This is a genomic window from Nocardioides sp. YIM 152588, from assembly GCF_040191335.1.
Lineage (GTDB): Bacteria > Actinomycetota > Actinomycetes > Propionibacteriales > Nocardioidaceae > Nocardioides.
The window spans coordinates 20,936-47,628 of record NZ_JBEGDJ010000001.1; the positions used below are offsets into that span (position 1 = coordinate 20,936).

A 26,693-nucleotide genomic window follows, 5' to 3' on the forward strand; every position below is an offset into this window, starting at 1 on the left:
CCAGAACTACTCGGTGCTGTGCTTCTCGGTGCGGTGCTGTTTCCGGTGCTTCATCGGACGGTGCTGCGATCGGTGCTGCGGGTGGGTGGCGGGCTCGGTCAGGAGTGGATCCCGCACTCGGTCTTGCCGGTGCCGGCCCAGCGCCCGCTGCGCGGGTCCTCGCCGGGCGCCACGCGCCGCGTGCACGGTGCGCAGCCGATGGACGGGTAGCCGTCGTAGACCAGCGGGTTGACCAGGACGCCGTTCTCGGCGATGTAGCGCTCGACCTGCTCGTCGCTCCACCGAGCGATGGGGGAGACCTTGACCTTCCCCTTCTTGGCGTCCCAGCCGATCACCGGCGCGATCACCCGGTTCTGGGTCTCCGCGCGGCGCAGTCCGGTGGCCCAGGCGTCGTAGCCCGAGAGCGCCTCGGCGAGCGGCTTGACCTTGCGCAGGGCGCAGCACAGGTCGGGGTCGGTGCGGTAGAGGTCCTTGCCGAGCTCGGCGTCCTGCTCGGCGACGCTCTGGACGGGCGTGATCGTGAGCAGGTTGACGTCCATCGTGGCCGCGACCGCGTCGCGGGTGCCGATCGTCTCGACGAAGTGGTAGCCGGTGTCGAGGAAGACCACGTCGACCCCCGGCACGACCTTCGCCGCGAGGTGCGCGAGCACGGCGTCCCCCATCGAGGAGGTGATGCAGAACCGCTCGCCGAACGTGGCGGCGGCCCACTCGATGATCACCTCGGCCGGGGCCAGCTCGAGCTCGGCACCCCAGTGCGAGACGATCTCGCGCAGCTCCTCGGGCGAGCGACCGTCGGTGTGGGCGCCGCGGAAGTCGCGGGCCAGGGCGGTGGTGCGCGTGGTCATCGGGCACCACCCGGCCGGACCATGCCGAGCATCGTCACCGTGAAGGCGCGCAGGCAGGCCCGGCACTCCCAGCCCTTCTCCGCGGGGAAGAGGTCGGTCTCCCCGCAGTAGGGGCAGTGGAACGGGACGGCCCGCTCGCCGGCGCCTCCGGCGCTCATCCGATCGGCTCCAATGTCTTGTCGCCGCGCAGCAGGTCGTCGTCCGCGCGGGCGGCCCAGGTGGTGAAGGTCTCGCCCTCGGCCCGGTCGGTGAGGAAGTTGGTGACGACGCTGGTGACGTAGTCGTCGAGACCGGCGCTCGTCACCTTGTGCGCCCGCAGCTTGCGGCCGAAGTTGGCGTGCAGCCCGGTCGCTCCGCCCAGGTGCACCTGGAAGCCCTCGACCTGGTTGCCGTCCTCGTCGAGCACGAGCTGACCCTTGAGGCCGATGTCGGCGACCTGCGTGCGGGCGCAGGCGTTCGGGCAGCCGTTGACGTTGACCGAGATCGGGACGTCCAGCTCGGGGAAGCGGCGCTCAAGCTCCGCGACGAGGTCGCGGGCGCGGTTCTTGGTGTCGACGATCGCCAGCTTGCAGAACTCGATCCCGGTGCACGCCATGGTGTTGCGGCGCCACTGGGACGGCCGGCCCGACAGCCCGATCGCGTCCAGCCCGTCGAGCAGCGCGTCGACGCGCTCGGGCGCGACGCCGATCAGCACGATCTTCTGGTACGGCGTCAGGCGGGCGCCGGCGACGCCGTGCCGGTCCATCAGGTCGGCGAGCGCCACCAGGATGCTGCCGGAGACGCGGCCCGCGGTCGGGGCCACGCCGATGTAGACGTTGCCGTCCTTCTGCTGGTGCACGCCGATGTGGTCGCGGTGCCCGACCGGGGAGCCGGGGGAGTCGAGGCTGACCAGCGTGCGGCCGAGGTACTCGTTCTCGAGCACCTCGCGGAATTTCTCCACGCCCCAGTCGGCGACCAGGAACTTGAGCCGGGCGCGCGAGCGCAGGCGGCGGTAGCCGTAGTCGCGGAAGATGCCGGCGACGGCGGACCACACGTCGGGGACGTCGGCCAGCGGCACCCACACGCCGAGCTTCTGGGCCAGCATCGGGTTGGTCGACAGCCCGCCGCCGACCCAGACGTCGAAGCCCGGACCGTGCTCGGGGTGCACGGTGCCGACGAAGGCGACGTCGTTGGTCTCGGGGGAGACGTCGTGGCTGGGGTGCCCGGTGAGCGCCGTCTTGAACTTCCGCGGGAAGTTCGAGAACTCGGGGTTGCCGATGTAGCGGCGCTCGATCTCCTCCAGCGCCGGGGTGCCGTCGATGATCTCGTCGGCGGCGACGCCGGCTACGGGCGAGCCGAGGAACGGCCGCGGCGAGTCGCCGCACGCCTCCAGCGAGTGCATGCCGACCTCGTCGAGCCGGTCCCAGATCGCCGGGACGTCCTCGATCCGGATCCAGTGGTACTGGATGTTCTCGCGGTCGGTGACGTCCGCGGTGTCCCGGGCGTAGTCGACGCCGATGCTGCCGAGCGCGCGGACGGCGTCCGCGCTGAGCAGCTTGCCGTCGGAGCGGACCCGCAGCATGAAGTAGCGGTCGTCCAGCTCCTCCTCGGGGAGCGAGCCGGTCTTGCCGCCGTCGATCCCGGGCTTGCGCTGGGTGTAGAGACCCATCCAGCGGAACCGGCCGCGCAGGTCGGCCGGGTCGATCGAGTCGAAGCCGCGCTTGGAGTAGATGTGCACGATCCGGGCCCGGACGTTGAGCGGGTCGTCGTCCTTCTTCGACTGCTCGTTCTTGTTGAGCGGCTCGGTGTAGCCGAGCGCCCACTGGCCCTCGGCGCGACGGGGGCGGGGGATCTCGGTGGCCTGTGCCTTCTTGGCCTGGAAACGCAGGTCGGACATGCCGGGGTTCGGTCCTTCGCTGAGGGGCGCGCCGGCCTCGTCGGGGCGCGCGGATGTGGGGGAGGTCTGCTGTGGGATCAGCGGGGCCAACACATCGCGCTGCGGGTGCGCCCGAGGTCCACGTGGCGACGTACCACGAGGAAGGCGTGCGTTGCAGCGGAGACCATGTCAACGAGTCTCACCCTGCGGACGCCGGGCCCACAACGCCTGATCTCATGTTGTGGACAGCCGTCTCAATTATCAAGACAAATCTCGGCCGCGTTACGCCTGATCCGCGCCGGAGTGCGACGGAGGTCACATCGGCTACGACGCCATCGTCCGCGCCGGCCGGCCGTGGTGCCCGGTCGGCCGGGCCGCGGATACGCTGTGCGCCATGAGCGACAACGCCGCCGTGACCCCCTCTGATTCCGCCTCCGCCGCCCTCGTCTCGAGCGCCTACCAGCAGGCGCTGCAGGTGATCGAGGGCGTCGAGCCGCGGGTCGCCGCGGCCACCCGCCAGGAGCTGGCCGACCAGCGCGCCTCGCTCAAGCTGATCGCCTCGGAGAACTACGCGTCCCCGGCCGTGCTGCTGACGATGGGCACCTGGTTCTCCGACAAGTACGCCGAGGGGACGGTCGGCCACCGTTTCTACGCCGGCTGCCAGAACGTCGACACCGTCGAGGCGCTCGCCGCGGAGCACGCCCGCGAGCTCTTCGGCGCGCCCTACGCCTACGCGCAGCCGCACTCGGGCATCGACGCCAACCTGGTCGCCTTCTGGTCGATCCTGGCCCACCGTGTGGAGGGCCCCTGGCTCGAGAAGTACGGCGCCAAGAACGTCAACGACCTCTCCGAGGCCGACTGGGAGGCCCTGCGCCACGAGCTGGGCAACCAGCGCCTGCTCGGCATGTCGCTGGACGCCGGCGGCCACCTCACGCACGGGTTCCGCCCCAACATCAGCGGCAAGATGTTCCACCAGCAGCAGTACGGCACCGACCCGGAGACCGGGCTGCTGGACTACGACGCCGTCCGCGCGAAGGCCAAGGAGTTCAAGCCGCTGGTGCTGGTCGCCGGCTACTCCGCCTACCCGCGGCGGGTGAACTTCGCGAAGATGCGCGAGATCGCCGACGAGGTCGGCGCCACCCTGATGGTCGACATGGCGCACTTCGCCGGCCTCGTCGCCGGCAAGGTCTTCACCGGCGAGGAGAACCCCGTTCCCTACGCCCACATCACGACCACCACGACGCACAAGTCCCTGCGCGGCCCGCGCGGCGGCCTGGTGCTGGCGCAGGAGGAGTACGCCTCCTCGGTGGACCGCGGCTGCCCGATGGTGCTGGGCGGCCCGCTCTCGCACGTGATGGCCGCCAAGGCCGTCGCGCTGGCCGAGGCGCGCCAGCCCTCGTTCGCCGACTACGCCCAGCGGGTCGCCGACAACGCCCAGTCGCTCGCCGAGGGCTTCCTCAAGCGCGGGGCCGGCCTGGTCACGGGCGGCACCGACAACCACCTGGTGCTGCTCGACGTCACCTCCTTCGGCCTCACCGGCCGCCAGGCGGAGTCCGCGCTGCTGGAGGCCGGCGTGGTCACCAACCGCAACTCCATCCCGTCCGACCCCAACGGCGCGTGGTACACCTCCGGGATCCGGCTGGGCACGCCGGCGCTCACCACCCGCGGCTTCGGCCACGACGAGTTCGACCGCGTCGCCGAGCTGATCGTGGGCGTGCTCTCCGACACCGAGGCGGGCACCACCAAGGCCGGCGCGCCGTCGAAGGCGTCGTACCTGCTCGGCGACGGTGTCGCGGACCGGACCCGGGCGGCCTCGGCCGAGATGCTGGACAAGCACCCGCTGTACCCGGGCCTGGAGCTGGTCTGAGCGACCCCGAGGGTCCGGCGGACGCCGACCCCAACGCCGCCGCCAGCGCCGGCCCGGGCCCCGGGCCGGCCTGGCGGCGACTGCTCGACCGCCAGGCCGAGCTGGCCTGGCGGCTGCTCGTCACCACCGTCGGCTCCTGCCTGCGCTACCGGGTGACGGGCCTGGCCGCGGAGGGGGCCTTCTTCGCGGTGCTCTCGGTGCCGCCGCTGATCTTCGCCCTCGCCGGCGCGGTCGGCTACGTCTCCGACCAGTTCAGCGCCACGCAGGTCGCGGAGGTGCAGGAGTCGGTGGTCGACCTCTTCTCGACGTTCCTCACCGACCGGGCGGTGCGCCGCGTGATCGAGCCGACGCTGGACGACGTGCTCGAGGGCGGCCGCTTCGACGTCATCTCGCTCGGCTTCGTGCTCGCGCTCTGGTCGGGCTCGCGGGCGCTCAACGTCTTCGTCGACACCATCACGATCATGCACGGGCTCGGCGGCCAGCGCGGGATCGTGCGCACCCGGGCCCTGTCCTTCGTCCTCTACGTGCTCGCGATGGTCACCGGCGGCATCACGATCCCGCTCGTGGTCGCCGGCCCGAAGCTCGTCCGCGAGTGGCTCCCGAGCCGCGCCGACTTCCTGATGCACTTCTACTGGCCGACGGTCGTGGTGCTCTGCATCTGCTACCTGGCGACGCTCTACCACGTCTCGGTCCCGGTCCGGACGAAGTGGCGGTTCAACCTGCCCGGCGCGACGTTCTCTCTGGTGGCCTGGATCGTGGGCTCCTACGCCCTGCGCTGGTTCCTGACCGTCACCGCCGCCGACTCGCGTTCGATCTACGGTCCGCTGGCCGCGCCGATCGCCGTCCTGCTGTGGCTCTACCTGGTCGCGCTGGCCGTGCTGATCGGGGCCGCGGTCAACGCCGCGTTCGACACGGTCTTCCCGCAGCAGGCCACGAGCAGGGCGCGCCGGGAGCTGATGAGTCGCCTCCTGCGACGTCCGGCGCCGGAGGTGGACTAGATTCGCGCCCGTGACCGAGGAAGAGAGTGAGGCGTCCGCGAGCGGCATGGCCCTCGGCCGGGTGGTGCTGCCGGAGACGGTCCGCTCGCCGTGGTGGGAGCTCGGTCGCCGCCTGCTCGCCGCGATGGCGATCCTGGTCGGCACCGTCCTGCTGGTCTACCTGGACCGCGACGGCTACCGGGACGCCGGCGACGCGACGGCGGCCAACCCGATGGGCTCCGTGTCGCTCAGCGACGCGCTGTACTACACGACGGTCACGCTGAGCACGACCGGGTACGGCGACATCGCGCCGGTCACCGACAACGCGCGCATGATCAACGCGTTCGTGGTCACCCCGGCCCGCATCGCGTTCCTGGTGCTGCTGATCGGCACCACGCTCGAGGTGCTCGCGCAGCGCGGTCGAGAGCAGTTCCGGATCGCCCGATGGAGGAATCAGATGGGACACCACGTCGTGGTGATCGGCTACGGCACCAAGGGGCGCAGCGCCATCGAGACGCTCGTCAACAACGGCCTGGACCGGGAGAAGGTCGTGGTGGTCGACCCCAACGCGGTGGCGCTCGCCGAGGCGAACGCCCAGGGCCTCGCCGTGATCAGCGGCGACGCGACCCGGCGCGAGGTGCTCGCCCAGGCGCGGATCGCGGATGCCGACCAGATCATCATCACGACCGACGACGACGCGACCAACGTGCTGGCCGCGCTCACGGTGCGCCAGGCGAATCCCGACGCCTGGATCGTGGCCTCGGTGCGCGAGCACCAGAACGCGCCGCTGATGAAGCAGTCCGGCGCGGACTCGGTGATCACGTCCTCCGACGCCGTCGGGCGGCTGCTCGGCCTGTCCACGCTCTCGCCGAAGCTGGGCTCGGTGATGGAGGACCTGCTCACCTACGGCGAGGGTCTGGAGGTCGCGGAGCGTGAGCTGCTGGTCTCGGAGGTCGGTCGACCGCCGCAGTCGCTGCCGGACCAGGTGATCGCGGTGGTGCGGGACGAGAAGGTGTACCGCTACTTCGACCCGGTGGTCACGCTGCTGGCCCGCGGCGACCGGCTGATCGTCGTGCGCCCCGCGCGTGAGCTGCCGTGGGCGCCGCGCCCCGGCACGCACAACGAGGACTTCGCCACCGAGAGCGACTGAGCCGGTCCGAGGCTCGCGCCGCGGAGGTCACTCGGCGGCGATGGCCGCCTCGACGTCGAACTCGCGCACGGCGGTGATCACCTGCTCCAGGGCAGGAGCCGGAAGGGCACCGGCCTGCGAGAAGACCAGGGCGCCCTTCTTGAACGCCATCAGCGTGGGGATCGACGTGATCCGGGCCGCGGCCGAGAGCTCCTGCTCGGCCTCCGTGTCGACGGAGCCGAAGACGATGTCCTCGTACTGCTCCGAGGCGGCCTGGTAGATCGGGGCGAACTGGCGGCACGGTCCGCACCAGGAGGCCCAGAAGTCGACGAAGACGATCTCGTTGTCGAGGACGGTCTGCTCGAAGTTCGCGGCGGTCAGGTCGAGAGTGCTCATGTGTCATTCAACGTTGTGTACCGGCCAGTATTCCGCGATTCGGCGAGGTGTGGCGCACGTCGTACCGGGGTAGGGGACAGGGGTCGTCGAATCCCCAGAGGAGGAGCTCCTATGACGAAGACGGACGTTCAGCACGAGGTCGAGCAGCTGGTCGAGGCCGTGACCCCGAAGGTCGAGGCCGCCGCGCAGGCGGTGAGCGAGCGCGGCTCCCAGGTCTCCGAGGTCGTCTCGGAGAAGAGCGGGCAGGTGGCCGACGCCGTGGTGGAGGCGCTGCCGGAGAACGTCTCCGAGCACCTCCCCGAGGACGAGGGCAGCCGGAAGCTGCTCGTGCTGCTGGTCGGCGTGGCGCTCGCCGCGGCGATCGTCGCCGTGGTCGCACGACGGCGGTCCAGGTCGTCGGCGCCCGAGCCGGAGGACGACCTGCCGCCGGCTCCCGGAGTCTGAGCAGGCACGGTCTGAGCAGGTACGCCGCCGCCCGCCCGCGCCCCGCGGGTGGGCGGCGGCGTCGTGTCGCCCCGTCCTGCCACCCCGTGGCCGGTCCGGCTTGCCTAGAGTGACCCGCCATGACGGAGCGCGCGCCGGACGGCACCAGGTGGGGTGGCAGGGTCGAGGCCTGGGAGCGTCGCACCGACGCCCCGCTGATCTTCCTGGCGGTCGCCTTCCTGGTGGCCTACGCCTGGCCGATCCTCGACCCTTCCATGGACGAGGGGCTGCGCGGGTTCCTGCAGCAGGTCTCGTGGTCGGTGTGGGCGGCGTTCTCGATCGACGTCGTCGTCCGGGTGGCGCTGGCCGAGCGGCGCCTCGCCTACGCGCTGCACCACTGGTACGACGTCGTGCTGGTGGTCGTGCCGATGCTCCGGCCGCTCCGGCTGCTCCGGGTGCTGGCCTTCGCGCGGCTCTTCGTCCGCGTCACGGGCCACCGCCTGGTCAGCCGGGTCACCGTGTACGTGGTCGGCACGGCCGTCGCGGCGCTCTTCCTGGGTGCGCTCACGGTGCTCGATGCCGAGCGCGGCGTGCCCGGCGCCCCGATCCAGACGTTCGGCGAGGCGCTGTGGTGGGGGATGGCGACGGTGACCACGGTGGGCTACGGCGACTTCTACCCGGTGACCGTCGAGGGGCGGCTGATCGCCACCGGCCTGATGGTGGTCGGGATCGCGCTGGTCGGCTCGGTCACGGCGGCCGTGGCGGCGTGGTTCGTCGAGGCGGTGCAGCGCGAGAACGCGGCCGGCGCCGCGAACGACGCGGAGTAGCACCGGGGTAGGGCCCGGGGGTAGGGCTCAGGCCGGCACGCCCGTCCCGCCGACCGCGTCGCCGCGGCCCACCGACACCAGTGCCAGCGTCAGCAGCAGCCGGTCGCGCGCCGAGTGCAGGTCGCGACCGGTGATCTGCTCGATCTGCTGGAGTCGGTAGAGCACCGTGTTGCGGTGGCAGTAGAGCTCCTCGGCGGTCCTGGTGGGGGACACGTTGCACCTGATCAACGTCGCCAGCGTGCTGAGCAGGACCTCCGACTGGTGCTCGCCGAGGCCGAGCAGCGGCCCGATGGTCTCCTCGACCAGCAGCGAGGACACCTCCGGGCTCCCGCTGACCAGCAGCTCGGGGAGGCGGTCGCTCACCAGCACCACGTCGGTCTGGCCGCGCGGGATGGTCTGCGCGGCGCGGGTGGCCAGCTGGAAGGCCGAGCCGAAGCCGGCCAGGCCGTCGGGTGAGACCGCGACCCCGACCCGGCCGACCACCGGCTTGATCAGCTCGGCCAGGGCGCCCGGCTCCAGGGTGCCCATCGGCACCATGCCGAAGTGCGTCCCGCGGCGCACGTGCCAGAACGAGCCCCAGCCGGCGCGCTCGAGCCGGTCGTCGGCCGCCCGGAGCGGCTCGTCGAGCGAGTCCTCCATCGGCGCCGCGATGCAGGCCACCGGCTCCCCGGGGGTCACGCCGAGGAGCGTCGCCGCCTCGGCCGCGACGGCGGGATCCGCGCCCCGGCCGTCGACGAGACGGTCGAGCAGGCCCTGCTGGCGGTGCAGGTCGCGGCGGGCCAGCCGGACGCTCTCGCGGCGGTGGGCGTCGATGACGACGAGGTTCTGGACGTCCAGGTCGTGCCACAGTCGCTGGCCCGCGACCACCAGCAGGTGGTCGTCGATCTCGAGGTCCGGGTCGTCGAGCTCGACGAGCGCCTCCCACAGGACGCGGGTGCCGAGCGTGTAGGCGTTGAGGGTCAGCTCCAGGGAGACGCCCTGGCGCGCGCGCCGCCGTCCGGTCTCCCGCCACACGTCCGTCGGCCGGTGCTCGCCCTCGGGCTGGCCCGACAGTGCCAGCAGTCCGCGCCGGATGTGCTCGCGGGTGTCGCGGTGGACGTCCGCGAGCAGGTCGGGCGCCGCCTTCTCGAACCACTCGGGATCGTTGTGGCGCAGCCGCGCGCCGATCGAGTCGGCGATCTCGTCGGAGTACGGGATGAGGGCGCCCCAGGCGCGGCGCAGGCGCTCCTCCAGGGCGTCCGCGCGGGCGGTGCGGGCCAGCACTCGACTCGGTGGTCCGTCGGACCCGGAATGGCGTGACATGCGCCACAGGGTTGCACTCGATGCACAGTCTCGCCAAGCCGTCTTCCAGTCTCGATGCGAACCGCCCGAGTCATTTTGTGCAGGGCGTCCATGTCGGCCCTTTGTGCACCTCGTCCAGAGTGATGCACGCCACAGCCGCCTGCCCACCGAGGAGAACCGGTGCCCACACCAACTGCCGATCCGGTGTTCGCGATGCGAGGCGTCACCGTCACGTTCGGTGGACTCACCGCGCTCAGCGACGTCGACCTGGAGGTCGCCCCCGGGCAGGTGCTCGGGGTCATCGGGCCGAACGGCGCCGGCAAGACGACGCTGTTCAACGTCGCCTGCGGGTTCATCCGCCCCGACACGGGCGAGCTGTCGTGGCAGGGGCGCGACGTCACCGGCGTCCGGCCGCACCGGCTGGCCGGCCTGGGCATCGCCCGCACCCTGCAGGGCCTCGGGCTGTTCAACGGCATGACCGTGCTGGACAACGTCGTGGTCGGGCTGGACCGGGCCGCGCGGGCCGGGTTCTGGTCGGGGCTGCTGGCCCTGCCGCGCAGCAGCCGCGACGAGCGCCGGCTCCGAGAGCGGGCGATGGCGACGCTGGAGGAGCTCGGCATCGCCCAGTACGCCGGCCGCTACCCCGGGTCGCTGCCCTACGCGCTCCGCAAGCGGGTCGCGCTGGCGCGGGCGCTGGTCGGCGACCCGGACCTGCTGATGCTGGACGAGCCGGCCAGCGGCCTCTCGGAGGAGGAGATGGAGTCGCTCGGCGCGCTCATCACCAGCCTCCGCTCGCGGATGTCGGTGATGCTCGTCGAGCACCACATGGACCTGGTGATGAACGTCTGCGACGCACTCGTCGTCCTCGACTTCGGCCGGGTGATCGCCCGCGGCGCGCCGTCGGAGGTGCGCGACGACCCGGCCGTCCTGGCCGCCTACCTGGGCGTCGAGGTGCCGGGTCACGGGGAGGGCGCCCGATGAACGCGCTCACGGTCACCGACCTCACCGCCACCTACGGTCCGGTCCGCGCCCTCGACGGCGTCTCGTTCGAGGTGGCGCCCGGCTGCGTCACCGCGGTGCTCGGCGCCAACGGAGCCGGCAAGACCACGCTGCTGCGGACCCTCTCCGGCCTGGTCCGCCCGATCGCGGGCACCGCCCACCTGGGCGGCACCGACCTCCTGCGCACCCCCGCGGAGGAGATGACCCGGACCGGCCTCGCGCACGTGCCGGAGGGCCGTGGCGTGATCGCCGAGCTGACGGTCCGCGAGAACCTCCGGCTCGGGGCGCTCGGCGCGCCCCGGGGCCGCCGCGGGCGGTTCGACCTGCCGCGGATCTACGAGCTCTTCCCGGTGCTCGGCGAGCGCCGCGACCAGGTCGCCCACACCCTTTCGGGTGGCGAGCGCCAGATGCTGGTGATCGGCCGGGCGCTGCTGGCCGAGCCGGAGATCCTGCTGCTCGACGAGCCCTCGCTCGGCCTCGCGCCGCGGGTGGTCGCGCAGATCTTCGCCCTGGTGCGGGACCTCGTGGACACCGACGGGCTCACGGTGCTCCTGGCGGAGCAGAACGCCAGGAGCGCCCTCTCCATCGCCGACCGGGGCCTGGTCCTCGGTCTCGGGCGGGTCGTCGCCGACGAGCCCGCCGCCGACCTGGCCGACGACGTACGGCTCCGCGACGCCTATCTGGGCAACTGACCCGGGAACTGAGAGGAACCACGGTGCAACAGCTCCTGACCACGACGCTGAGCGGGATCACGCTCGGTTTCGTGTACGCCGCCTTCGCGTTGGCGCTGGTGATGATCTGGCGGTCCACACGGATCGTGAACTTCGCCCAGGCCCCGATGGCGATGCTGACGACCTACGTCGCGCTGACGGTGATCGACGCCGGCTACTCCTACTGGATCGGCTTCGCCGCGGCCCTGGTCGCCGGGTTCGTCCTGGGCGCCGCCGTCGAGTGGCTGGTCGTGCGCCGGGTGGACTCGACGGTCGAGATCAACCCGGTGATCCTCACGCTCGGGCTCTTCATCGTCTTCCACTCGGTCGCCGCGCTCGTCTTCGGGTCGCAGTTCCGCTCCTTCCCGGCGCCCTTCGGCGTGCGCGGGTTCGAGGTCGGTGACACCACGATCGCCCTCACCGGCTTCGGCGTGTTCACCATCCTCGCCGTGCTCGCGGTCCTCGGGCTGCTGCTCCTGCTGTTCCGCTTCACCGACGTGGGCCTGCGGATGCGGGCCTCGGCGTTCAACGCGGAGGTCTCCCGCCTCCTGGGCGTCCGCGTCGGCCGGATGCTCAGCCTGGGCTGGGCGCTCGCCGCCCTCGTCGGCTCGCTCTCCGGCCTGCTGATCGCCGGCGGCGGCCTGGTGCACCCCTCCTACATGGACCCGGTCGTGGTCTACGGCTTCGTCGCCGCGGTCCTCGGCGGCCTGGACAGCCCGATGGGCGCCGTCGCCGGCGGCCTGCTGCTGGGCCTGTGCCTGAGCTTCGTCAGCGGGTACCTCGGGTCGGAGCTGGTGGCGATGGCCGCCCTGCTCGTCCTGGTGGCGGTGCTGCTGGTGCGACCCGGCGGCCTGTTCGCCAGCACCGTGCAGAGGAGGGTCTGATGAGCAGCCTCCTCGCCTCCGCCCGGCAGTCGGTGCTGGCGCGCCACCTGACCGCCGGCCTGGTCGCCGCCGTCGTCGGCATCCTCGTCCTCAGCCTCGTCAGCGAGTTCCGGGCCACCCAGCTCGCCGCCATGGCCTACCTCGGCATCGCGGCGGCCGGCCTCACCCTGCTGACCGGCCTCAACGGCCAGCTCTCCCTGGGCCACGGCGCCTTCATGGCGATCGGCGCCTACACGGCCGCGCTCTGCCTCCAGGACGCGGAGCCGCTGGCGCCGCTGCCGGTGATCCTGCTGGCCGCCACCGCGGTCGCCGTGCTGGTCGGACTGGTCGTCGGCATCGCCGCCGCCCGGCTGCACGGCCCCTACCTGGCCGGCGCGACGCTCGCGCTCGCCGTGGCCGTCCCCGGCCTGGCGATCTTCTGGGACGGCACCCTCGGCGGTGAGCAGGGCCTGACCGTCCGCGTCCCCGACGTACCGGCCTGGTTCGCCGACGCGGTCTTCTTCCTCACCGCCACCGATCCCACCCGCGGGCGCTACACCGCCTACGTCGCGTGGCTGGTGCTCGTCGCCGTCTTCGTGCTGCTGGCCAACCTGTCGCGCAGCCGCGTCGGCCGCACCTGGCGGGCTGTCCGCGACGACGAGGTGGCCGCCGAGCTCGCCGGGATCAACCTCGCCCGGAGCCGGGTGCTGGCCTTCGTGGTCAGCGCGGCCTGCGCCGGACTCGCCGGGGCGCTGATGGCGCTCGTGGTCCGGATCGCCGCGCCGAGCGGCTTCACCCTGACCCTGTCGCTGACGCTGGTCGCCGCGATCGTGCTGGGCGGCCTCGGCAGCCTGGTCGGCGCGCTGGCCGGCGCCGCGCTGCTCACCTTCCTGCCGCAGCTGGTCACCCAGTTCGGCGGCGACCTCGGCCTGGACGACGTCCGGTCCGCCGAGCTCGCCCCGCTCGTCTACGGCGTGGTCATGGTGCTCGTCATCCTGCTCGCGCCCACCGGCCTGGTCGGCTCCCTGCGCACCTGGCGCCACCGCCGCGCCGCGCGCTCCGCACAGCCGCCGGACCCCGAACGCACGTCAACCACCCACCACAACACCACCGAGAGGGCACGAGCATGAAGCGATCCAGCACATCCCGAGGAGGCTGGAAGCCGGCTGCGACGGTCGTCACCGTCCTCGCCGTCAGCGCCGCGATCTCCGCGTGCGGGGCCGGCGCGGACCGGGATGACTCCAGCGAGTCGACCGGCAGCACCGTCGGGATCACCGACGACTCGATCAAGATCGGCGGGCACTTCCCGCTGACCGGCGTCGCGGCGCCCGGCTACAGCGAGATCCCGTCCGGCCACCAGGCCTACTACGACTTCGTGAACGCGAACGGCGGTGTGAACGGCCGCCAGATCGAGTTCGAGGTCAAGGACGACGCCTACGACCCCACCAAGACCAGCTCCGTCACCAACGAGATGGTCCTGCAGGACGAGGTGTTCGGCATCGTCGGCGGCCTCGGCACGCCGACCCACGGCGCCGTGGTGGACTTCCTCAACGACGAGGAGGTCCCGGACCTCTTCGTCTCCTCCGGCTCCCGGCAGTGGGGCGAGACCCCCGAGGAGTACCCGTACACCTTCGGCTGGCAGCCCGACTACGTGATCGAGGGCAAGGTCATCGGCCAGTACATCGCCGACAACCTCCCCGACGCCAAGGTCGGGCTGTTCCTCCAGGGCGACGACCTGGGCGAGGACGGCGAGGCCGGGATCCGGACCTACGCCGACAAGCAGATCGTCGAGACGGTCAGCTACACGCCGGGCAACACCGACATCGCGCCGCAGATCGCGAAGCTCCAGGCCGCCGGCGTGGACCTCGTCGTCGGGTTCAACGTGCCCTCCTACACCGCGCTCTCCCAGCTGGTCTCGCTCAAGCTCGGCTTCGCGCCCCAGTGGATCTACAGCAACATCGGTTCCGACCCCGACCTGGTCGGCTCGCTGCTGGCCGACTTCTCCGAGGGCGCGGTCGAGGACGGCGCGGCGCTGCTGAGCGGCGTCATCACCACCGAGTACATGCCTGGGATCGGCGACGACGACGACCCGTGGATGCAGCTGTGGGAGAAGGTCTGGGACGAGCAGGGCGGCAAGGGCGAGCTGACCAACTACAAGATCTACGGCATGGCGGAGGCCTACACCTTCGTCCAGGCGCTCCAGGCCGCCGGTGAGGACGTCTCCCGCGAGGGCATCGTGTCGGCGATCGAGCAGGCCGGCGGGAGCTTCGAGGGGCCGGGCTTCGGTCCGTTCCGCTACTCCGAGGAGTCCCACCTCGGCCTCTCCGGCATCCAGGTCGTGGAGATCGAGGGCAGCGGCGCCAGCAAGGCGCTGACCCCGGTGCTGGTCACCGACCTCGGCGACGCCCCGATCGAGGAGGACGACTCCGCGGCCGGCGACGCCCCGCCGGAGAGCGGCATCCCCGAGGTCGAGCCCGTCGGCTGACCGACGGTCGTCCCGCCCGGCGGACCGGGCGGGACGACCGGACCCGAGACGAACACCTGGAAGAGGACTGCGATGGACCTGACCCTGACCGACGAGGAGCGCGAGATCCGCCAGTGGGTGCGCGCGTTCGTGACCAAGGAGATCATGCCGCTAGAGCCCGAGGCACTGTCCCGGGAGCGGAAGCACGAGCGTGGCGTCACGCCGGAGGAGATGCGCGACCTGCAGGACAGGGCCAAGCAGGCCGGCTTCTTCGGGGTGCAGACCCCGGAGGAGTACGGCGGGATGGGGCTCGGCGCGACGATGGCGGCGCTGATCGAGATCGAGCTCGGTCGCTCCTTCATCCCGTTCCGGTTCGCCGGGGAGGCGGACAACATCCTGTTCGACGCCAACGAGGAGCAGCAGGCGAGCTACCTGGTGCCGACGATCGCGGGCGATCGGCGGTCGTGCTTCGCGATCACCGAGCCGGGCGCCGGGTCCGACGCCCGGGCGATCCGCACCTCCGCCGTACGGGACGGTGACGAGTGGGTGATCAACGGCGAGAAGACCTTCATCACCGGCGGCCACGAGGCCGACTTCACGATGGTCTTCGCCGTCACCGACCCGGAGAAGCACCGGGCCGGGAGGTCGGGTGAGTCGGTCACCTGCTTCCTGGTCGACCGGGACCAGGGCTGGTACTCGGAGCCGATCGACACCATGGGGGAGTGGGGCCCGGCGTCGCTGGTCTTCAACGACGTCCGCGTTCCCCACTCGGCGATCCTCGGCGAGGAGGGGCGCGGCTTCGCGATGGCGATGCGCTGGATCGGCAAGGGCCGCTACCTGCTCCCCGCCCGGGCCCTCGGCGCCTGCGAGCGCCTGGTCGAGATGGCCATGGAGCACGCCCGCAACCGGGTCACGTTCGGCCAGCCGATCGCGGAGCGGCAGGCGATCCAGTGGATGGTCGCGGACTCCGCGGTCGACATCGAGGCGCTGCGCTGGCTGGTGCTCAGTGCGGCGTGGCAGGTCGACCAGGGCAACGACTCCCGCCAGGCCCAGTCGATGGCCAAGCTCTACGGCGGCACCCGCGCCAACGAGATCGTGGACCGGATGCTCCAGGTCCACGGCGGCATGGGCTACACCCGCGAGCTGCCGGTCGAGCGGTGGTACCGCGAGCTCCGGCTGCTGCGGATCTACGAGGGCACCGACGAGATCCAGCGCCGGACCATCGCGCGCAACCTGCTCCAGGGCTACGCGTCGGTCCGCGGGCACCTCGGCTGACCGGTGGGGTGGGGACGATGAGGATCACGGGCGCCGTGCTGCGGCACGCCCCGGCCGAGGCGCCGTACGCCGACAGCCGGCCGCTGGAGGTGGGGCCGCTCGAGCTGGCCGGGCCGGGGCCGGGCGAGCTGCTGGTGCGCGTGGAGGCGGCCGGGGTGTGCCACTCCGACCTCTCGGTGATCGACGGCAACCGGCTGCGGCCCACGCCGATGCTGCTCGGTCACGAGGCCGCCGGGGTGGTGGAGGTGGTCGGCGACGGCGTCCGGGACGTCGCGGTCGGCGACCACGTGGTGCTGGTCTACGTGCCCAGCTGCGGGTCGTGCCGGTTCTGCTCGTCGGGCAGGCCGGCGCTCTGCGCCGCGGCGGCCGGTGCGAACGCGGCCGGCGACCTGGTCGGTGGCGGGTCGCGGCTGAGCCACGACGGCACGGAGGTCCGCCACCACCTGGGGGTGTCGGCGTTCGCCACCCACGCGGTCGTCGACCGCTCCTCGGCCGTGGTCGTGGACCGCGACGTGCCCCTCGGGACCGCGGCGCTCTTCGGCTGCGCCATGCTCACCGGCTACGGCGCGGTGACCCGGACGGCCGGCGTCGCGCCGGGGGAGTCGGTCGCGGTCTTCGGGCTCGGGGGCGTCGGCCTCGCGGCGGTCATGGGGGCCGCCGCGACCGGCGCCTGGCCGGTGGTCGCGGTCGACCCGGTGCCCGAGAAGCAGAAGCTCGCGCTCGAGGTCGGGGCCAGCCACGCCTGCGGCCCCGACGAGCTCGAGGCGCTCGCCGCCGAGGTGGCGCCCGACCTGTTCCACTGGACGTTCGAGGCGGTGGGGTCGGCACGGGTCTTCGAGGCCGCGTACGCCGTCACCGGGCGCGGCGGCGGCACGGTCTCCATGGGGCTGCCGCACCCGTCCGCGACGCTCCAGCTCCCGGCGCTCAGCATCGTGGCGGAGAACCGCCGGGTGCTCGGCTCCTACATGGGCTCGGCACAGCCGGCCGTCGACGTACCGGCGATGATCGGGCTGTGGCGCGCCGGCCGCCTCCCGGTGGACCGGCTGGTCTCCGCCGAGGTCGCGCTCGACGACGTCAACGCGGCGATGGACGAGCTCGCCGCCGGACGCGCCGTGCGCCAGGTGGTCCGGCCGCACGGCACCTGAGGTGCCGCTGATCCACCCCGTCGCCGGCCGGCCGGAGCAGGCCGGCGGCGGGGTCGCCCACGCCGACGGAGCGCGGCCGGCGCCCCCGATGTGAACTCCGTGCGGCGCATGGGTTAGAGTCGCTCCGCGGTCGTCACCGATGGCCGAGAGCGGGCGATTGGCGCAGTGGTAGCGCGCTTCGTTCACACCGAAGAGGTCACTGGTTCGAACCCAGTATCGCCCACCGCATGAGGGCCGCACGGAGACGTGCGGCCCTCGCTCGCTTTTGGCGCAGTGGTAGCGCGGCTCTGCCGTTGGCACCGAAGAGGTCACTGGTTCGAACCCAGTATCGCCCACCGCAGGAGGGCCGCACGGAGACGTGCGGCCCTCAAGTCATTTCGGGACCTTTCGCCCGCAGACGCGGCGCGGCGCCGGGGGTAACGTCGGCGGCGTACCGCTCGTCTTGCGGCGTCCGCCGGTCTCGGAGGTTCCGATGAAGCGTCCCACCACTCGCGCCGGCATCGTGCTGGCGACGTTCGTCCTGCTGCTCGGGGGAGCCGTCGGCTGCAGCGACGACTCCGGCTCCGACTCCGAGGAGTCGGCGTCGCCGGAGGCCTCCTCGGCCACGACGGAGTCGTCCGAGGCGACCGGGTCGGAGTCGGGCACGGCGACCGGTGGCAACGAGGCGGTGTGCGCCGCGCGGGACGACGTCAGCGACGCGGTGCAGACCGTCACCGACGACCTGGGCTCGGGGAAGCTGGCCGCCGCGCGCGACGACCTCGACGGCGTCCGCACCGCGCTCGACGACCTGCGCGCCGCGCTGGACGATCTCGACCCGGACACGCGCGACGCGATCCAGGAGAGGTCCGACAAGGTGGACGAGGACCTCCAGGCCCTGCGGGACAGCGGCTCGCTCGGCGGCTTCCGGGACGCGCTCACCGCGCTCGCGTCCGACGTGCAGGACCTGATGACCACCATCCGCGACGAGCTGGCCTGCGAGTGACCGCTCGCTCCGGCGGGCGCGGGGAGGGTGCCGGAACGGGGCGGGAGACACCCGGAGGGACCCCCCGTTTTTGCACGACCCCGGCCATCCGCTAATGTTCTGCACGCAGCAGCAAGCCGGCCGGAAACGGAAGGCGAAGCGGTTGCGATGCGGACGTAGCTCAGTTGGTAGAGCGCAACCTTGCCAAGGTTGAGGTCGCGAGTTCGAGCCTCGTCGTCCGCTCGGAGAGGCCAGGCCACTGGCTGACCACAGGTCAGTCTGGCTCCGGAGGAATTCGGATCCAGGGCCCTGGGATCTGCGTGGTGGGTTGGCCGAGAGGCGAGGCAACGGACTGCAAATCCGTGTACACGGGTTCAAATCCCGTACCCACCTCGAAATAACTAAAGACTTGGGCGATTGGCGCAGCGGTAGCGCGCTTCCTTGACACGGAAGAGGTCACTGGTTCAAACCCAGTATCGCCCACCACTCATCGAGCGGAGGGTCCCGAGGGGCCCGAAGCGGCCAGGGGAGGGACCTGGCGCTGGAGGGGCCGCACGGCCCGCGACAGCATGCGGACGTAGCTCAGTTGGTAGAGCGCAACCTTGCCAAGGTTGAGGTCGCGAGTTCGAGCCTCGTCGTCCGCTCCAAAGCCCCGCTCGGCACGGCATCAGCCGATCCGAGCGGGGCTGAGCCAATTTCGCCCGGTCGCTGCCGGGGCGAGGGGCGACAACTCCATACTCGGGCGATTGGCGCAGCGGTAGCGCGCTTCCTTGACACGGAAGAGGTCACTGGTTCAAACCCAGTATCGCCCACCACCCGGCGTGCGGACGGCGCCCGGATTTCCTTACGAGGAGCGAAACCGGGTCGCATCACGTTCCGGAGCGCGGCGTTTCTTGCCAGAGTCGCGGTGTGACCACACCGCAGGCCGACGTCGCCGTCATCGGCGGCACCGGCTTCTACCGATTCCTCGACGACGCCCGCGAGGTCGACGTCGCCACGCCGTACGGCGCCCCGTCGGCCCCGATCGCGCTCGGCTCCGTCTCCGGGCGCAGCGTCGCGTTCCTGCCCCGGCATGGCCCGCACCACGAGTTCCCGCCGCACGTCATCAACTACCGCGCCAACCTCTGGGCGCTGGCGTCGCTCGGCGTGCGCCAGGTGCTCGCGCCGTGTGCCGTCGGCGGGCTCGGCGACGCGGTCGCGCCGGGGGACCTGGTCGTCCCCGACCAGCTGGTCGACCGCACCTCGGGGCGGGTGCAGACCTTCGTCGAGACCGGCGCCGTCCACGTCCCGTTCGCCGACCCCTACTGCCCCGGCCTGTCGGCGGCGCTGGCCGCGGACCCGGCCGTGAGCGCGGGCGGCACCGTGGTCGTGGTGGAGGGGCCGCGCTTCTCCACCCGGGCGGAGTCGCGGTGGTTCGCCGACGCCGGATGGTCCCTGGTGAACATGACCGGTCACCCCGAGGCGGTGCTCGCCCGGGAGCTGCGCCTCTGCTACGCGTCCCTGGCCCTGGTCACCGACATGGACGCCGGCGCCGACACCGGCGAGGGGGTGGGGCAGGAGGAGGTGTTCGCGCTCTTCCGGGCGAACCTCGACCGGCTCGGCGGGCTGCTCACCGACACGATCGCCCGGCTGCCCGACCCGACCGGCTGCGGGTGCTCGGCGTGGGCGGACGGCATCGACCTGACCTACGAGATCCCGTGAGGGTGCTGCTCACCGGCGCGGCCGGGTTCATCGGCGGCGCGGTCCGCTCGGCGCTGGCGGCGGCCGGCCACGAGGTGGTCGGCGTCGACCTGATGATCCAGCAGGCCCACGGCGGGGCCGAGCCGCCCACCGGGGTGCGGCGGCTCGACGTGCGGGACGCCGCGACCTGGGGGCCGGTGCTCGACGGCGTCGACGTGGTCTGCCACCAGGCCGCCGTCGTCGGTGCGGGAACGACCGTCGCGGACCTCCCGCTCTACGCCTCCCACAACGACCTGGGCACCGCGGCGCTCCTGGCCGCGATGCACGAGGCGGGCGTGCACCGGCTCGTCCTCGCCTCCTCGATGGTCGTCTACGGCGAGGGCCGGTACGCGTGTGCCGAGCACGGCCGGCAACGGCCGCGGCCCCGGCCGGTGGAGGCGCTGCGACGCGGCGAGTTCGACCCCGCCTGCGAGGTCTGCGGCCGGGCTCTGGCCTGGGAGCTGGTGCCCGAGGAGGCACCGACGGACCCGCGCAGCTCCTACGCCGCCAGCAAGGTCGCCCAGGAGCACTACGCCGCGGCATGGGCGCGCCAGGCCCCCGGCGCCGTCGCCGCGTTGCGCTACCACAACGTCTACGGCCCCGGCATGCCCCGCGACACCCCCTACGCGGGGGTCGCGGCGATCTTCCGCTCCGCCCTCGAGCGCGGCGAGGCGCCGCGCGTGTTCGAGGACGGTGCCCAGGTGCGCGACTTCGTGCACGTCGAGGACGTGGCCCGCGCCAACCTCGCCGCGATCGCCGCCGTCGGCGCCGCCGACTCCGGCTGGTACGACGCCTTCAACGTCTGCTCGGGCCGCCCGATCACGATCCGCGAGGTGGCCGGGCTCCTGGCCGGCGGTCGCGGGCCGGAGCCGGTCGTGACGGGGGAGTTCCGCGCGGGCGACGTGCGCCACGTGGTGGCCTCCCCGGCGCGTGCCGCGCGCGAGCTCGGCTTCACCGCCGGCATCGGGCCGGAGGAGGGCATCCCGGCGTTCGCGTCGGCACCGCTGCGCGCCTGAGGACCCGACGCCTCCGCGGACGGTCAGCCCCGCTCGTGCCCCATCACGTACACCTGGGGCTCCGGCCGCTCGACCCCGGCGGCGGTGGCCTCCGTCGGCAGCTGGATCGGTGGCAGGCGCCGCTCCGCGGGGACGTCCTCCACCCGGCGGAGCGTGTTGACCTGGATGTGGGGCCACCGCGTCGTCGCGCCGTCGGAGCCGAACATGAACTCGAAGTCCACGATCTGCTCGTACTGGAGCTGGTCGACGGTGCGGCCCGTCTCGTGGTCGAGGATCCTCTCCAGCCACATGCGGAAACGCATCCGGACGACCCGGCAGTAGCGCTCGATCATGACGTTGTTGACCGTCGCTCCCTGCACGCCCGTGCTCTGGACGGAGTCGAGCTGGATCAGGTCGTACCCCAGGAACTCCTGGCCCGCGTCGACCATGCCCTGGTTGGCGTCGATCAGCTTCAGGTTCGGTTGGACCGTGTACGGGAACGCCGCACCGAAGTGGTCGTAGTTGAAGATCTTCTCGAAGTAGGCGCGCGCGCTGTTCACCCCGCTCTCGCGCGGCCCGCCGTCAGGGGACTGCTTCTCGCGGGGGAGCTTCGTCCAGTCGGGCTTCTGGCGCGATCCCGAGTGGAGGTCCTTCGCGAGGTTGATCCCCATGGTCGGCGACACGGAGAGGTACTGCTGCTCCCAGAGCTCGGCGATCTCCGGTCGGCCGTCCGACGAGGTCACGTTGCCGGTCAGGTGGATGGACGTCCCGTGGGGGATCACGCCGGAGCGCGAGATGGTGTGGGGCGGGATGAACTGGGGACCCAGCTCTCCCGGCCCCAGGACCGGCTCGGCTCCGTCCGTCCTCACCGACTCCGCGTCGGATCGGTGCTTGAACATCGTCGGCGGGTTCTGGGTGGGGCTGTCGGCGGACCACGGCATCGTGTTGTCGCCGAGCCAGAGGTACATCCCGTTCTCGAAGTGCTGGAGCTCCGGCTTCCTCTCCGTGTCGATGATCGCCGTCTCGTACTTGACGGCGCCGTTGAACTGCTCGTTCGAGCCCGCGCGGTTCCGGACCGGGGCGTTGACCTGGGTGAAGCGGAGCTCCTCGGTGTACGCCTGCGACTTGAAGTGGAAGACGCCGAAGACCGTCTCCGACGACGTGCCGGGCGACGGCATCGGGGTGGTGTGCAGGCCCGTCGGGCCGTCCGCCCAGTTCACCCACGTGCCGTGGAGCCTCGACAGGACGCCGAACTGAGGACCGGCGGGCAGGCCCCGCTCCCATTCGACGTACGGCTTCACCGACGACTTCTGTGGCTCGGTCGACACGACGCTCTCCTCGGTTGGTGGGTGTGGGGGACAGGTCAGCGGGGGCCGCAGATGAGGGGGTAGTCGCTCGTGTCGATGAGCGGCTCCAGCCCGAGCTTGTCGACCAGCACGGACTCGGCGGTGCAGAAGGCACCCTCGACCCACGCCTGGTCGTTGGAGAACGCCGATCCCACGAGGTACACCGGCGCACCGTCGACGCCCGCCAGCTCGCCCGGGGCCCGCACGGTCTGCATGACGTCGCAGATGTCGTAGTGGGCCGCCCACGCGTGGTAGCCGGCGCCGAACGGGTTGAGCCCCCAGTCCATGAACACCGTCTCCAGGGGCTCGGGGATCGTGCCGGCCGCGTCGGGGTCGCCGTAGTGCACCTTGGCCAGCTGGAGCAGCAGCATGCGCACCATCTCCGGCGGCGCCTTCCCCCCGCCCAGCAGGGGTTGCAGGTCGCGGGACGTCGCCTGGTCGCGGCGCTCGTCCACCGCGAGCTCGAGCTCCCTCCAGAAGTTCACGAACCGCATGTCGTCGTACGACGCGAGCAGGCCGTAGACGGGTTCGCCCGGCTGCCCGGGGGTGGCGCTGTTGCGGAAGTAGTAGATCTGGCGCAGCGGCAGGTCGGTGATGGTCGGCCCGAAGACGTCGTTGGGAGCATGCCCCTTCGAGACCAGGTCAGGCGGGTACGTGGACTCCTGCCACCAGCAGCGGTCGAAGAACATCGCCACCTTGTAGGAGGGCTGCAGGATCACCGACTCGAGGTAGTTCGCGACCCGGTCCGCGTTGAGGAAGTCCTGCCGGCCGGGCGCGTCGTCGTAGCGGGTCGCCTGCGCCACCAGCTCGACGGACCGCGGAGGCATGGCCAGGAACGCCACGTCGGCGGTCGAGGCCGCCCCGGTCGGCGCGTAGGGATCGAGGGCGGACGCGAGCCGGTACCGGATCTGACCCTGCTCCAGCCAGATCGAGTGCAGGCGCTCTCCCTGGTGCAGCGAGAAGTCGACTCCCGCGTCCGCGGCCTTCGCGACGGCCTTCCGGTAGAGCCCCACGAACAGTCGGGAGTACCCGCCGGAGATGGTCTTGAAGTTCCCGCCGGGCTGGAATTCGCCGTTGTAGACCGCCGCGTTCGCCGCGTTCCAGTTGATGACGTTGGAGCTGTAGCCGCCGGCGTCGGCCGCGTAGTTGAAGCCCTCGTTCCCGGCCTGGTCGTAGAAGACGTTCCAGTACCCGACGTTGCTGGCGGTCTCCCCGCCGGAGTACACGAACGAGTTGAAGTCGGCCGGCAGCGTGCCCGTGGCGTAGAAGTCGCACTGAGCCCTGCGGTTCGAGAGCGGGGCGTCACCCTCGATGAGCGAGGAGACCTGGTTGTAGAGGTCGTCCGCGGGCCGCACGTTGTTGCCCGGTGTGTCGTACGGCGCCTCCACGTGGCCCTTGCCGGTGCCCAGCTGGCTGCTGCGGAAGTGCTCCCCGCGGAGGTAGAAGAGGGGGTCGTCGGTCGTGAGGAAGTCGATGACGTCCTGCTCCAGGTCCACCTCGCGGATGGCCGTGGTGACCAGGCGATGCCCGGCCGGCCCCCGTTGGGGGTCCCACTCGATGTAGCGCATCCCGCCGATCTCGATGTAGCTGGCGCCCGCCTCGCCCGCGTAGTGGTGGGAGCAGATCCTGCCCGCGGGCGGCCGGGTCGCTCCGGTGCCGTCGAAGTCGTAGGTACCCCACTCGTGGAGCCGCAGGGTGTCACCGGCGCTCAGGTGGCCGGACTGCAGCAGCCGCCACGCCGTGTACAGCCCTCCCGGCCCGGCTCCGAAGATCACGTACTGCTTCGCCATCAGCGTTCCTCCTTGATCGCCCGGCTGGGGGTGGTGCGCTGATCCGGCTCGGCGGCGGGTGCCCACGCGATGGCGAAGTTCGCCAGCGGGATGGTGAAGTCGCCGTAGGTCAGCTGCTGCGTCGGCTGCGCGAGCATCCGGACGATCATGTCGCCGAGGATGGGGAGGTACTTGGCCGCCCAACCGGCCGTGTACGTCACGATGTTCGGGTGCGGCGTGCCCCACGCCGGCGTGTAGTCCAGGAGGAGCTCACGCGTGCTGTCCTCTGCCAGCGCGATGAGGCAGGTCGAGGTGAACCGGGGGGTCGGGTCGAGGCCGACCATGTGCTCGGCCACCCACCGCGAGTCCAGGCCGAGGCTGGTCGGGCTGGGGACGAAGGTGCGCTGGCCGGGGTCGGTGAGGATGGCGTCGGGGAAGTCCGTGGCCACCCGCGCATAGCCGGGGTGCGCCCAGTCCACCTCGGGGAAGCCGTAGAAGAGAGCCGATGCGCTGGGGTCCTGGAACACGAACCAGGTGGGCAGCCTGAGGTCGGGGTCGCTCTTCCGGAAGTACGCGGAGGACATCTGCCAGATGGTGATCCCCGCCGACAGGCCGAGGTGGGCCAGCACGTCGTTCGCGTAGGCGCCCGCGCAGACGGCGAGCTTCGCCGCGCCGTAGTCGCCTCGTCCCGTCGTGACGGTCAGGCTCCCGTCGGCCTGCTCGCTGATGCCGGTCACGGGCTCGTACTCGTGGATGTCCACCCGCCCTGTCGCGAGGGCGGCGTCGTAGCAGGCCTCCTCGGTGGCCTTGAGGTCGATGATGCCCCCGCTGGCCTGGAAGAACCCGGCGTAGTCGCTCGGCAGGTCCGTGAAGGGGAACGCGGCCTCGATCTGGGCGGCGTCCAGCTTCGTGTACGGGATCCGCAGGGTGTCCATCACCTTCTCGGCGGCCTGGATGCCGCCCTCCTGCGAGCTCAGCGCGGGGTCCCCGAACCACAGGCTGCCGCACTGCGTGATCAGGGTCTTCTGGGTGAATCCCTGGAGGTCCGCCCAGAACGACTGCGAGGCGAGTGACAGCTCGGCCATGTACTGCTGCGCGTACTGCAGTCGGAACTGCCGCGACGCACCCGCGGAGCTGCCCGAGTCGTTGAGCACACCGAACCGCTCGAGCACGAGCGTGCGGAGCCCGTTCTTCCCGGCGTGGTACGCCGTGGACAACCCGGCGCCACCGCCCCCGATGACGATCAGGTCGTAGTCGCGCCCGTCGTACGCCAGCGCCGTCACGTCGCCTCCCGAGATGAGGCCCCAGGCGGACACGGGCCCTGACCTGCGGCCGCCGAGAACGGTTTCGACGTTAGGGCACCCCTCCTGAGTTGTCACGGCCCCCGCGGCCGGCTCGTCGGCGGTCGCCCCGCGCGGCCGGCCTACCAGAACGTGTTGAGCAGGTGCTGCACCACGAGGGCCGTCGCCACCTGCAGCGCCAGCGCCGGCCGCAGCCAGCGGTCGGGCAGTCCGGCGACGGCGAGGGTCAGCCACGGCACGAACGGCAGCCAGATCCGCTCCACCTCCGCCTTGCTCATCAGCGACAGGTCGGCGACGACGATGCAGGCGACCGCGCCGACCACCAACCACCGGGCGGGCCGCTCGGCGTGCCCCAGCCGGGCGAGGCCCGCGGCCACCACCGGCCCGGCGGTGGCGACCAGCGCGGCGAGGTTGCCCCAGATCCAGTAGCTCGTCGGCCGCTCGCTCGCGACCCCGTCCCAGTACCGCTCGCGCAGCACCGGGAACGCCTCCCACCAGGCGAAGCCGAGGGCGGCGAAGACGAGGACCACGGCGAGGGCGGCCAGCGCGCACGGGACCAGGGGACGCCACGTCCGCGCCGCGACCAGCACCGCCAGCGCGATCGCCGCGAACAGCACCAGCCCGTAGGACATCATCACCAGGTAGCCGAACAGGAGCCCGGACCCGACCGCCCAGCCGAGGGCGGCGGGACCGGCCCTGGTGGCCGCCAGCGCCAGAAGGAACGTCGCCCAGGCGGCGACGGCGGCCATCACGGCGTCGGCCGAGACCGACATGGTCACCGCGGCCGGGGTGAGCACCAGGAACGGGGCCGCTCGCCGGGCGGTCAGCGTCGCGTCGAGGGCGCGCAGCGTCAGCAGCACGGCGGGGGCGATCGATGCTGCGACGACCGTGACCACGAGGCCCGCCGCGAGGTCGCCGCCGAGGCCGATCCGGACCAGCAGGATGAAGAACAGGACCGCGCCGGGTGGGTGGCCGGCGAGGTGGACGGGCCAGTTGTCCGGCGCGTCGTGGGGGATCCGGTCGACGTACTCGGCGAGCATCGCGGGTACGTCGTCGGTGCGGCGCGCCGTGCGCAGGTACTCCGAGGTGTGGCCGAGGACGCGGGTCAGCCCGCGCGTCCCGTCGACCGTGACCAGGGCCAGCAGCCACCCCAGCGAGACGACGTAGGACAGGGCGACGAGCCGCCCGAACGGCAGGGTCGCCGCCAGCCTGCCCCCGACCATCACGCCCGCCAGCGCGAGGGCGAGGGCGGGCACCGTCCCCGGCCCGGTCCGCGGGTCGAGGTAGCCGTGCCAGGGCGGCAGGGTCTGGCTGAGCGGGTACTTGGCGTTGCGCGCGTGGACGTCCACGCCGGTCACGGCCTGGTAGGCGATGGCCGCCGCGAGCAGGAGCAACGCGGCGCCCAGCGCGATCCACGGTGCGGTCCGGCGCCAGCTGCTCACCCTGGTGAGCGTAGGGAGCGTGGGTGAGCCGTGCCCTGACCGCGACGGGACGTCACGGGTTCGTAAGCAGTCGCAGGCGCTTTCGGGGCGTGAACGTGCCTAGC

The 26,693-nt window shown here is 72.0% G+C and carries 24 protein-coding genes and 6 tRNA genes; 21 read left to right on the forward strand and 9 right to left on the reverse strand.

The window, feature by feature from the left end:
* Window positions 1-98: 98 nt before the first annotated feature.
* The 3 genes from ABLM29_RS00115 to ABLM29_RS00125 are packed head-to-tail and all read right to left on the reverse strand — an operon-like array spanning window position 99 to window position 2,721.
* Window positions 99-845 carry a phosphoadenylyl-sulfate reductase gene (locus tag ABLM29_RS00115; RefSeq protein WP_349711229.1) on the reverse strand — a complete coding sequence of 249 codons (747 nt, stop codon included), beginning with the start codon at window positions 843-845 and terminating at the stop codon, window positions 99-101.
* Window positions 842-1,003 carry a hypothetical protein gene (locus ABLM29_RS00120; RefSeq protein WP_349711231.1) on the reverse strand — a complete coding sequence of 54 codons (162 nt, stop codon included), beginning with the start codon at window positions 1,001-1,003 and terminating at the stop codon, window positions 842-844. The genes ABLM29_RS00115 and ABLM29_RS00120 overlap by 4 nt, the downstream gene beginning before the upstream one ends.
* Window positions 1,000-2,721, reverse strand: a complete 1,722-nt coding sequence (locus ABLM29_RS00125) for a nitrite/sulfite reductase (protein WP_349711232.1) — start codon at window positions 2,719-2,721, stop codon at window positions 1,000-1,002. Before ABLM29_RS00125 ends, ABLM29_RS00120 begins: the two co-directional genes overlap by 4 nt.
* Window positions 2,722-3,094: 373 nt before the next feature.
* Between ABLM29_RS00125 and ABLM29_RS00130 the strand changes: the two genes are divergently transcribed.
* The 3 genes from ABLM29_RS00130 to ABLM29_RS00140 all read left to right on the forward strand — a co-directional run bounded on the left by ABLM29_RS00130 (window position 3,095) and on the right by ABLM29_RS00140 (window position 6,694).
* Entirely contained in the window at window positions 3,095-4,567 is a 1,473-nt protein-coding gene (locus tag ABLM29_RS00130; RefSeq protein ID WP_349711234.1) for a glycine hydroxymethyltransferase, read from the forward strand.
* A 152-nt stretch (window positions 4,568-4,719) separates the two neighbouring features.
* Complete coding sequence (locus ABLM29_RS00135; protein ID WP_349711236.1) at window positions 4,720-5,565, forward strand: YihY/virulence factor BrkB family protein; 846 nt, start codon at window positions 4,720-4,722, stop codon at window positions 5,563-5,565.
* A 46-nt stretch (window positions 5,566-5,611) separates the two neighbouring features.
* Window positions 5,612-6,694: a potassium channel family protein gene (locus tag ABLM29_RS00140; RefSeq protein WP_502889140.1), complete on the forward strand. Its 1,083-nt coding sequence runs from the start codon at window positions 5,612-5,614 to the stop codon at window positions 6,692-6,694.
* Window positions 6,695-6,721: 27 nt separating this feature from the next.
* Here the strand turns inward: ABLM29_RS00140 and trxA are convergent, their stop codons facing one another.
* Window positions 6,722-7,069: a thioredoxin gene (gene trxA / locus ABLM29_RS00145; RefSeq protein ID WP_349711242.1), complete on the reverse strand. Its 348-nt coding sequence runs from the start codon at window positions 7,067-7,069 to the stop codon at window positions 6,722-6,724.
* 111 nt (window positions 7,070-7,180) lie between these two features.
* Between trxA and ABLM29_RS00150 the strand changes: the two genes are divergently transcribed.
* Both ABLM29_RS00150 and ABLM29_RS00155 read left to right on the forward strand, forming a co-directional pair.
* On the forward strand, window positions 7,181-7,513 hold the full coding sequence (locus tag ABLM29_RS00150) for a hypothetical protein (protein ID WP_349711244.1): 333 nt from the start codon (window positions 7,181-7,183) through the stop codon (window positions 7,511-7,513).
* 119 nt (window positions 7,514-7,632) lie between these two features.
* Window positions 7,633-8,319 carry a potassium channel family protein gene (locus tag ABLM29_RS00155; protein WP_349711246.1) on the forward strand — a complete coding sequence of 229 codons (687 nt, stop codon included), beginning with the start codon at window positions 7,633-7,635 and terminating at the stop codon, window positions 8,317-8,319.
* A 27-nt stretch (window positions 8,320-8,346) separates the two neighbouring features.
* On the opposite strand, the gene ABLM29_RS00160 is transcribed toward ABLM29_RS00155, so the two are convergent.
* Complete coding sequence (locus ABLM29_RS00160) at window positions 8,347-9,582, reverse strand: PucR family transcriptional regulator (RefSeq protein ID WP_349711248.1); 1,236 nt, start codon at window positions 9,580-9,582, stop codon at window positions 8,347-8,349.
* Between the two features lie 198 nt (window positions 9,583-9,780).
* Here ABLM29_RS00160 and ABLM29_RS00165 point away from each other — a divergent pair, with 198 nt between their 5' ends.
* From ABLM29_RS00165 to ABLM29_RS00240, 16 genes are all read left to right on the forward strand, one after another.
* The gene (locus ABLM29_RS00165; protein WP_349711251.1) at window positions 9,781-10,581 is read left to right on the forward strand and encodes an ABC transporter ATP-binding protein; all 801 of its coding nucleotides are present in this window, start codon (window positions 9,781-9,783) and stop codon (window positions 10,579-10,581) included.
* A complete protein-coding gene (locus tag ABLM29_RS00170; protein WP_349711254.1) occupies window positions 10,578-11,291 on the forward strand; it encodes an ABC transporter ATP-binding protein in 714 nt (237 codons plus the stop codon). The genes ABLM29_RS00165 and ABLM29_RS00170 overlap by 4 nt, the downstream gene beginning before the upstream one ends.
* A 23-nt stretch (window positions 11,292-11,314) precedes the next feature.
* On the forward strand, window positions 11,315-12,193 hold the full coding sequence (locus tag ABLM29_RS00175; RefSeq protein WP_349711256.1) for a branched-chain amino acid ABC transporter permease: 879 nt from the start codon (window positions 11,315-11,317) through the stop codon (window positions 12,191-12,193).
* Entirely contained in the window at window positions 12,193-13,302 is a 1,110-nt protein-coding gene (locus tag ABLM29_RS00180; RefSeq protein ID WP_349711259.1) for a branched-chain amino acid ABC transporter permease, read from the forward strand. The genes ABLM29_RS00175 and ABLM29_RS00180 overlap by 1 nt, the downstream gene beginning before the upstream one ends.
* Window positions 13,299-14,657 carry an ABC transporter substrate-binding protein gene (locus ABLM29_RS00185; RefSeq protein WP_349711261.1) on the forward strand — a complete coding sequence of 453 codons (1,359 nt, stop codon included), beginning with the start codon at window positions 13,299-13,301 and terminating at the stop codon, window positions 14,655-14,657. The genes ABLM29_RS00180 and ABLM29_RS00185 overlap by 4 nt, the downstream gene beginning before the upstream one ends.
* Window positions 14,658-14,729: 72 nt before the next feature.
* On the forward strand, window positions 14,730-15,911 hold the full coding sequence (locus ABLM29_RS00190) for an acyl-CoA dehydrogenase family protein (protein WP_349711264.1): 1,182 nt from the start codon (window positions 14,730-14,732) through the stop codon (window positions 15,909-15,911).
* 17 nt (window positions 15,912-15,928) lie between these two features.
* On the forward strand, window positions 15,929-17,056 hold the full coding sequence (locus ABLM29_RS00195) for an alcohol dehydrogenase catalytic domain-containing protein (RefSeq protein WP_349711266.1): 1,128 nt from the start codon (window positions 15,929-15,931) through the stop codon (window positions 17,054-17,056).
* Window positions 17,057-17,207: 151 nt separating this feature from the next.
* Window positions 17,208-17,279, forward strand: a tRNA-Val gene (locus ABLM29_RS00200).
* Between the two features lie 249 nt (window positions 17,280-17,528).
* Complete coding sequence (locus ABLM29_RS00205; protein WP_349711268.1) at window positions 17,529-18,038, forward strand: hypothetical protein; 510 nt, start codon at window positions 17,529-17,531, stop codon at window positions 18,036-18,038.
* A 149-nt stretch (window positions 18,039-18,187) separates the two neighbouring features.
* Window positions 18,188-18,260, forward strand: a tRNA-Gly gene (locus ABLM29_RS00210).
* Window positions 18,261-18,339: 79 nt separating this feature from the next.
* Window positions 18,340-18,410 (forward strand) — tRNA-Cys (locus ABLM29_RS00215).
* An 18-nt stretch (window positions 18,411-18,428) separates the two neighbouring features.
* A tRNA-Val gene (locus tag ABLM29_RS00220) sits at window positions 18,429-18,503 on the forward strand.
* 85 nt (window positions 18,504-18,588) lie between these two features.
* A tRNA-Gly gene (locus ABLM29_RS00225) sits at window positions 18,589-18,664 on the forward strand.
* A gap of 93 nt (window positions 18,665-18,757) precedes the next feature.
* A tRNA-Val gene (locus ABLM29_RS00230) sits at window positions 18,758-18,832 on the forward strand.
* A gap of 94 nt (window positions 18,833-18,926) precedes the next feature.
* Window positions 18,927-19,718, forward strand: coding sequence for an S-methyl-5'-thioadenosine phosphorylase (locus ABLM29_RS00235; protein WP_349711270.1), 792 nt, complete (start codon window positions 18,927-18,929; stop codon window positions 19,716-19,718).
* Window positions 19,715-20,752: an NAD-dependent epimerase/dehydratase family protein gene (locus ABLM29_RS00240; protein WP_349711272.1), complete on the forward strand. Its 1,038-nt coding sequence runs from the start codon at window positions 19,715-19,717 to the stop codon at window positions 20,750-20,752. The genes ABLM29_RS00235 and ABLM29_RS00240 overlap by 4 nt, the downstream gene beginning before the upstream one ends.
* A gap of 23 nt (window positions 20,753-20,775) precedes the next feature.
* Here ABLM29_RS00240 and ABLM29_RS00245 read toward each other — a convergent pair whose 3' ends face one another.
* The 4 genes from ABLM29_RS00245 to ABLM29_RS00260 all read right to left on the reverse strand — a co-directional run bounded on the left by ABLM29_RS00245 (window position 20,776) and on the right by ABLM29_RS00260 (window position 26,589).
* Window positions 20,776-22,059: a peroxidase, FMP-type gene (locus ABLM29_RS00245; protein ID WP_349711273.1), complete on the reverse strand. Its 1,284-nt coding sequence runs from the start codon at window positions 22,057-22,059 to the stop codon at window positions 20,776-20,778.
* A gap of 35 nt (window positions 22,060-22,094) precedes the next feature.
* Window positions 22,095-23,867, reverse strand: a complete 1,773-nt coding sequence (locus ABLM29_RS00250) for a flavin monoamine oxidase family protein (RefSeq protein WP_349711276.1) — start codon at window positions 23,865-23,867, stop codon at window positions 22,095-22,097.
* The gene (locus ABLM29_RS00255; RefSeq protein ID WP_349711278.1) at window positions 23,867-25,162 is read right to left on the reverse strand and encodes an FAD-dependent oxidoreductase; all 1,296 of its coding nucleotides are present in this window, start codon (window positions 25,160-25,162) and stop codon (window positions 23,867-23,869) included. The genes ABLM29_RS00250 and ABLM29_RS00255 overlap by 1 nt, the downstream gene beginning before the upstream one ends.
* A 107-nt stretch (window positions 25,163-25,269) precedes the next feature.
* Window positions 25,270-26,589, reverse strand: coding sequence for a hypothetical protein (locus ABLM29_RS00260; RefSeq protein ID WP_349711280.1), 1,320 nt, complete (start codon window positions 26,587-26,589; stop codon window positions 25,270-25,272).
* Between the last annotated feature and the right edge of the window lie 104 nt (window positions 26,590-26,693).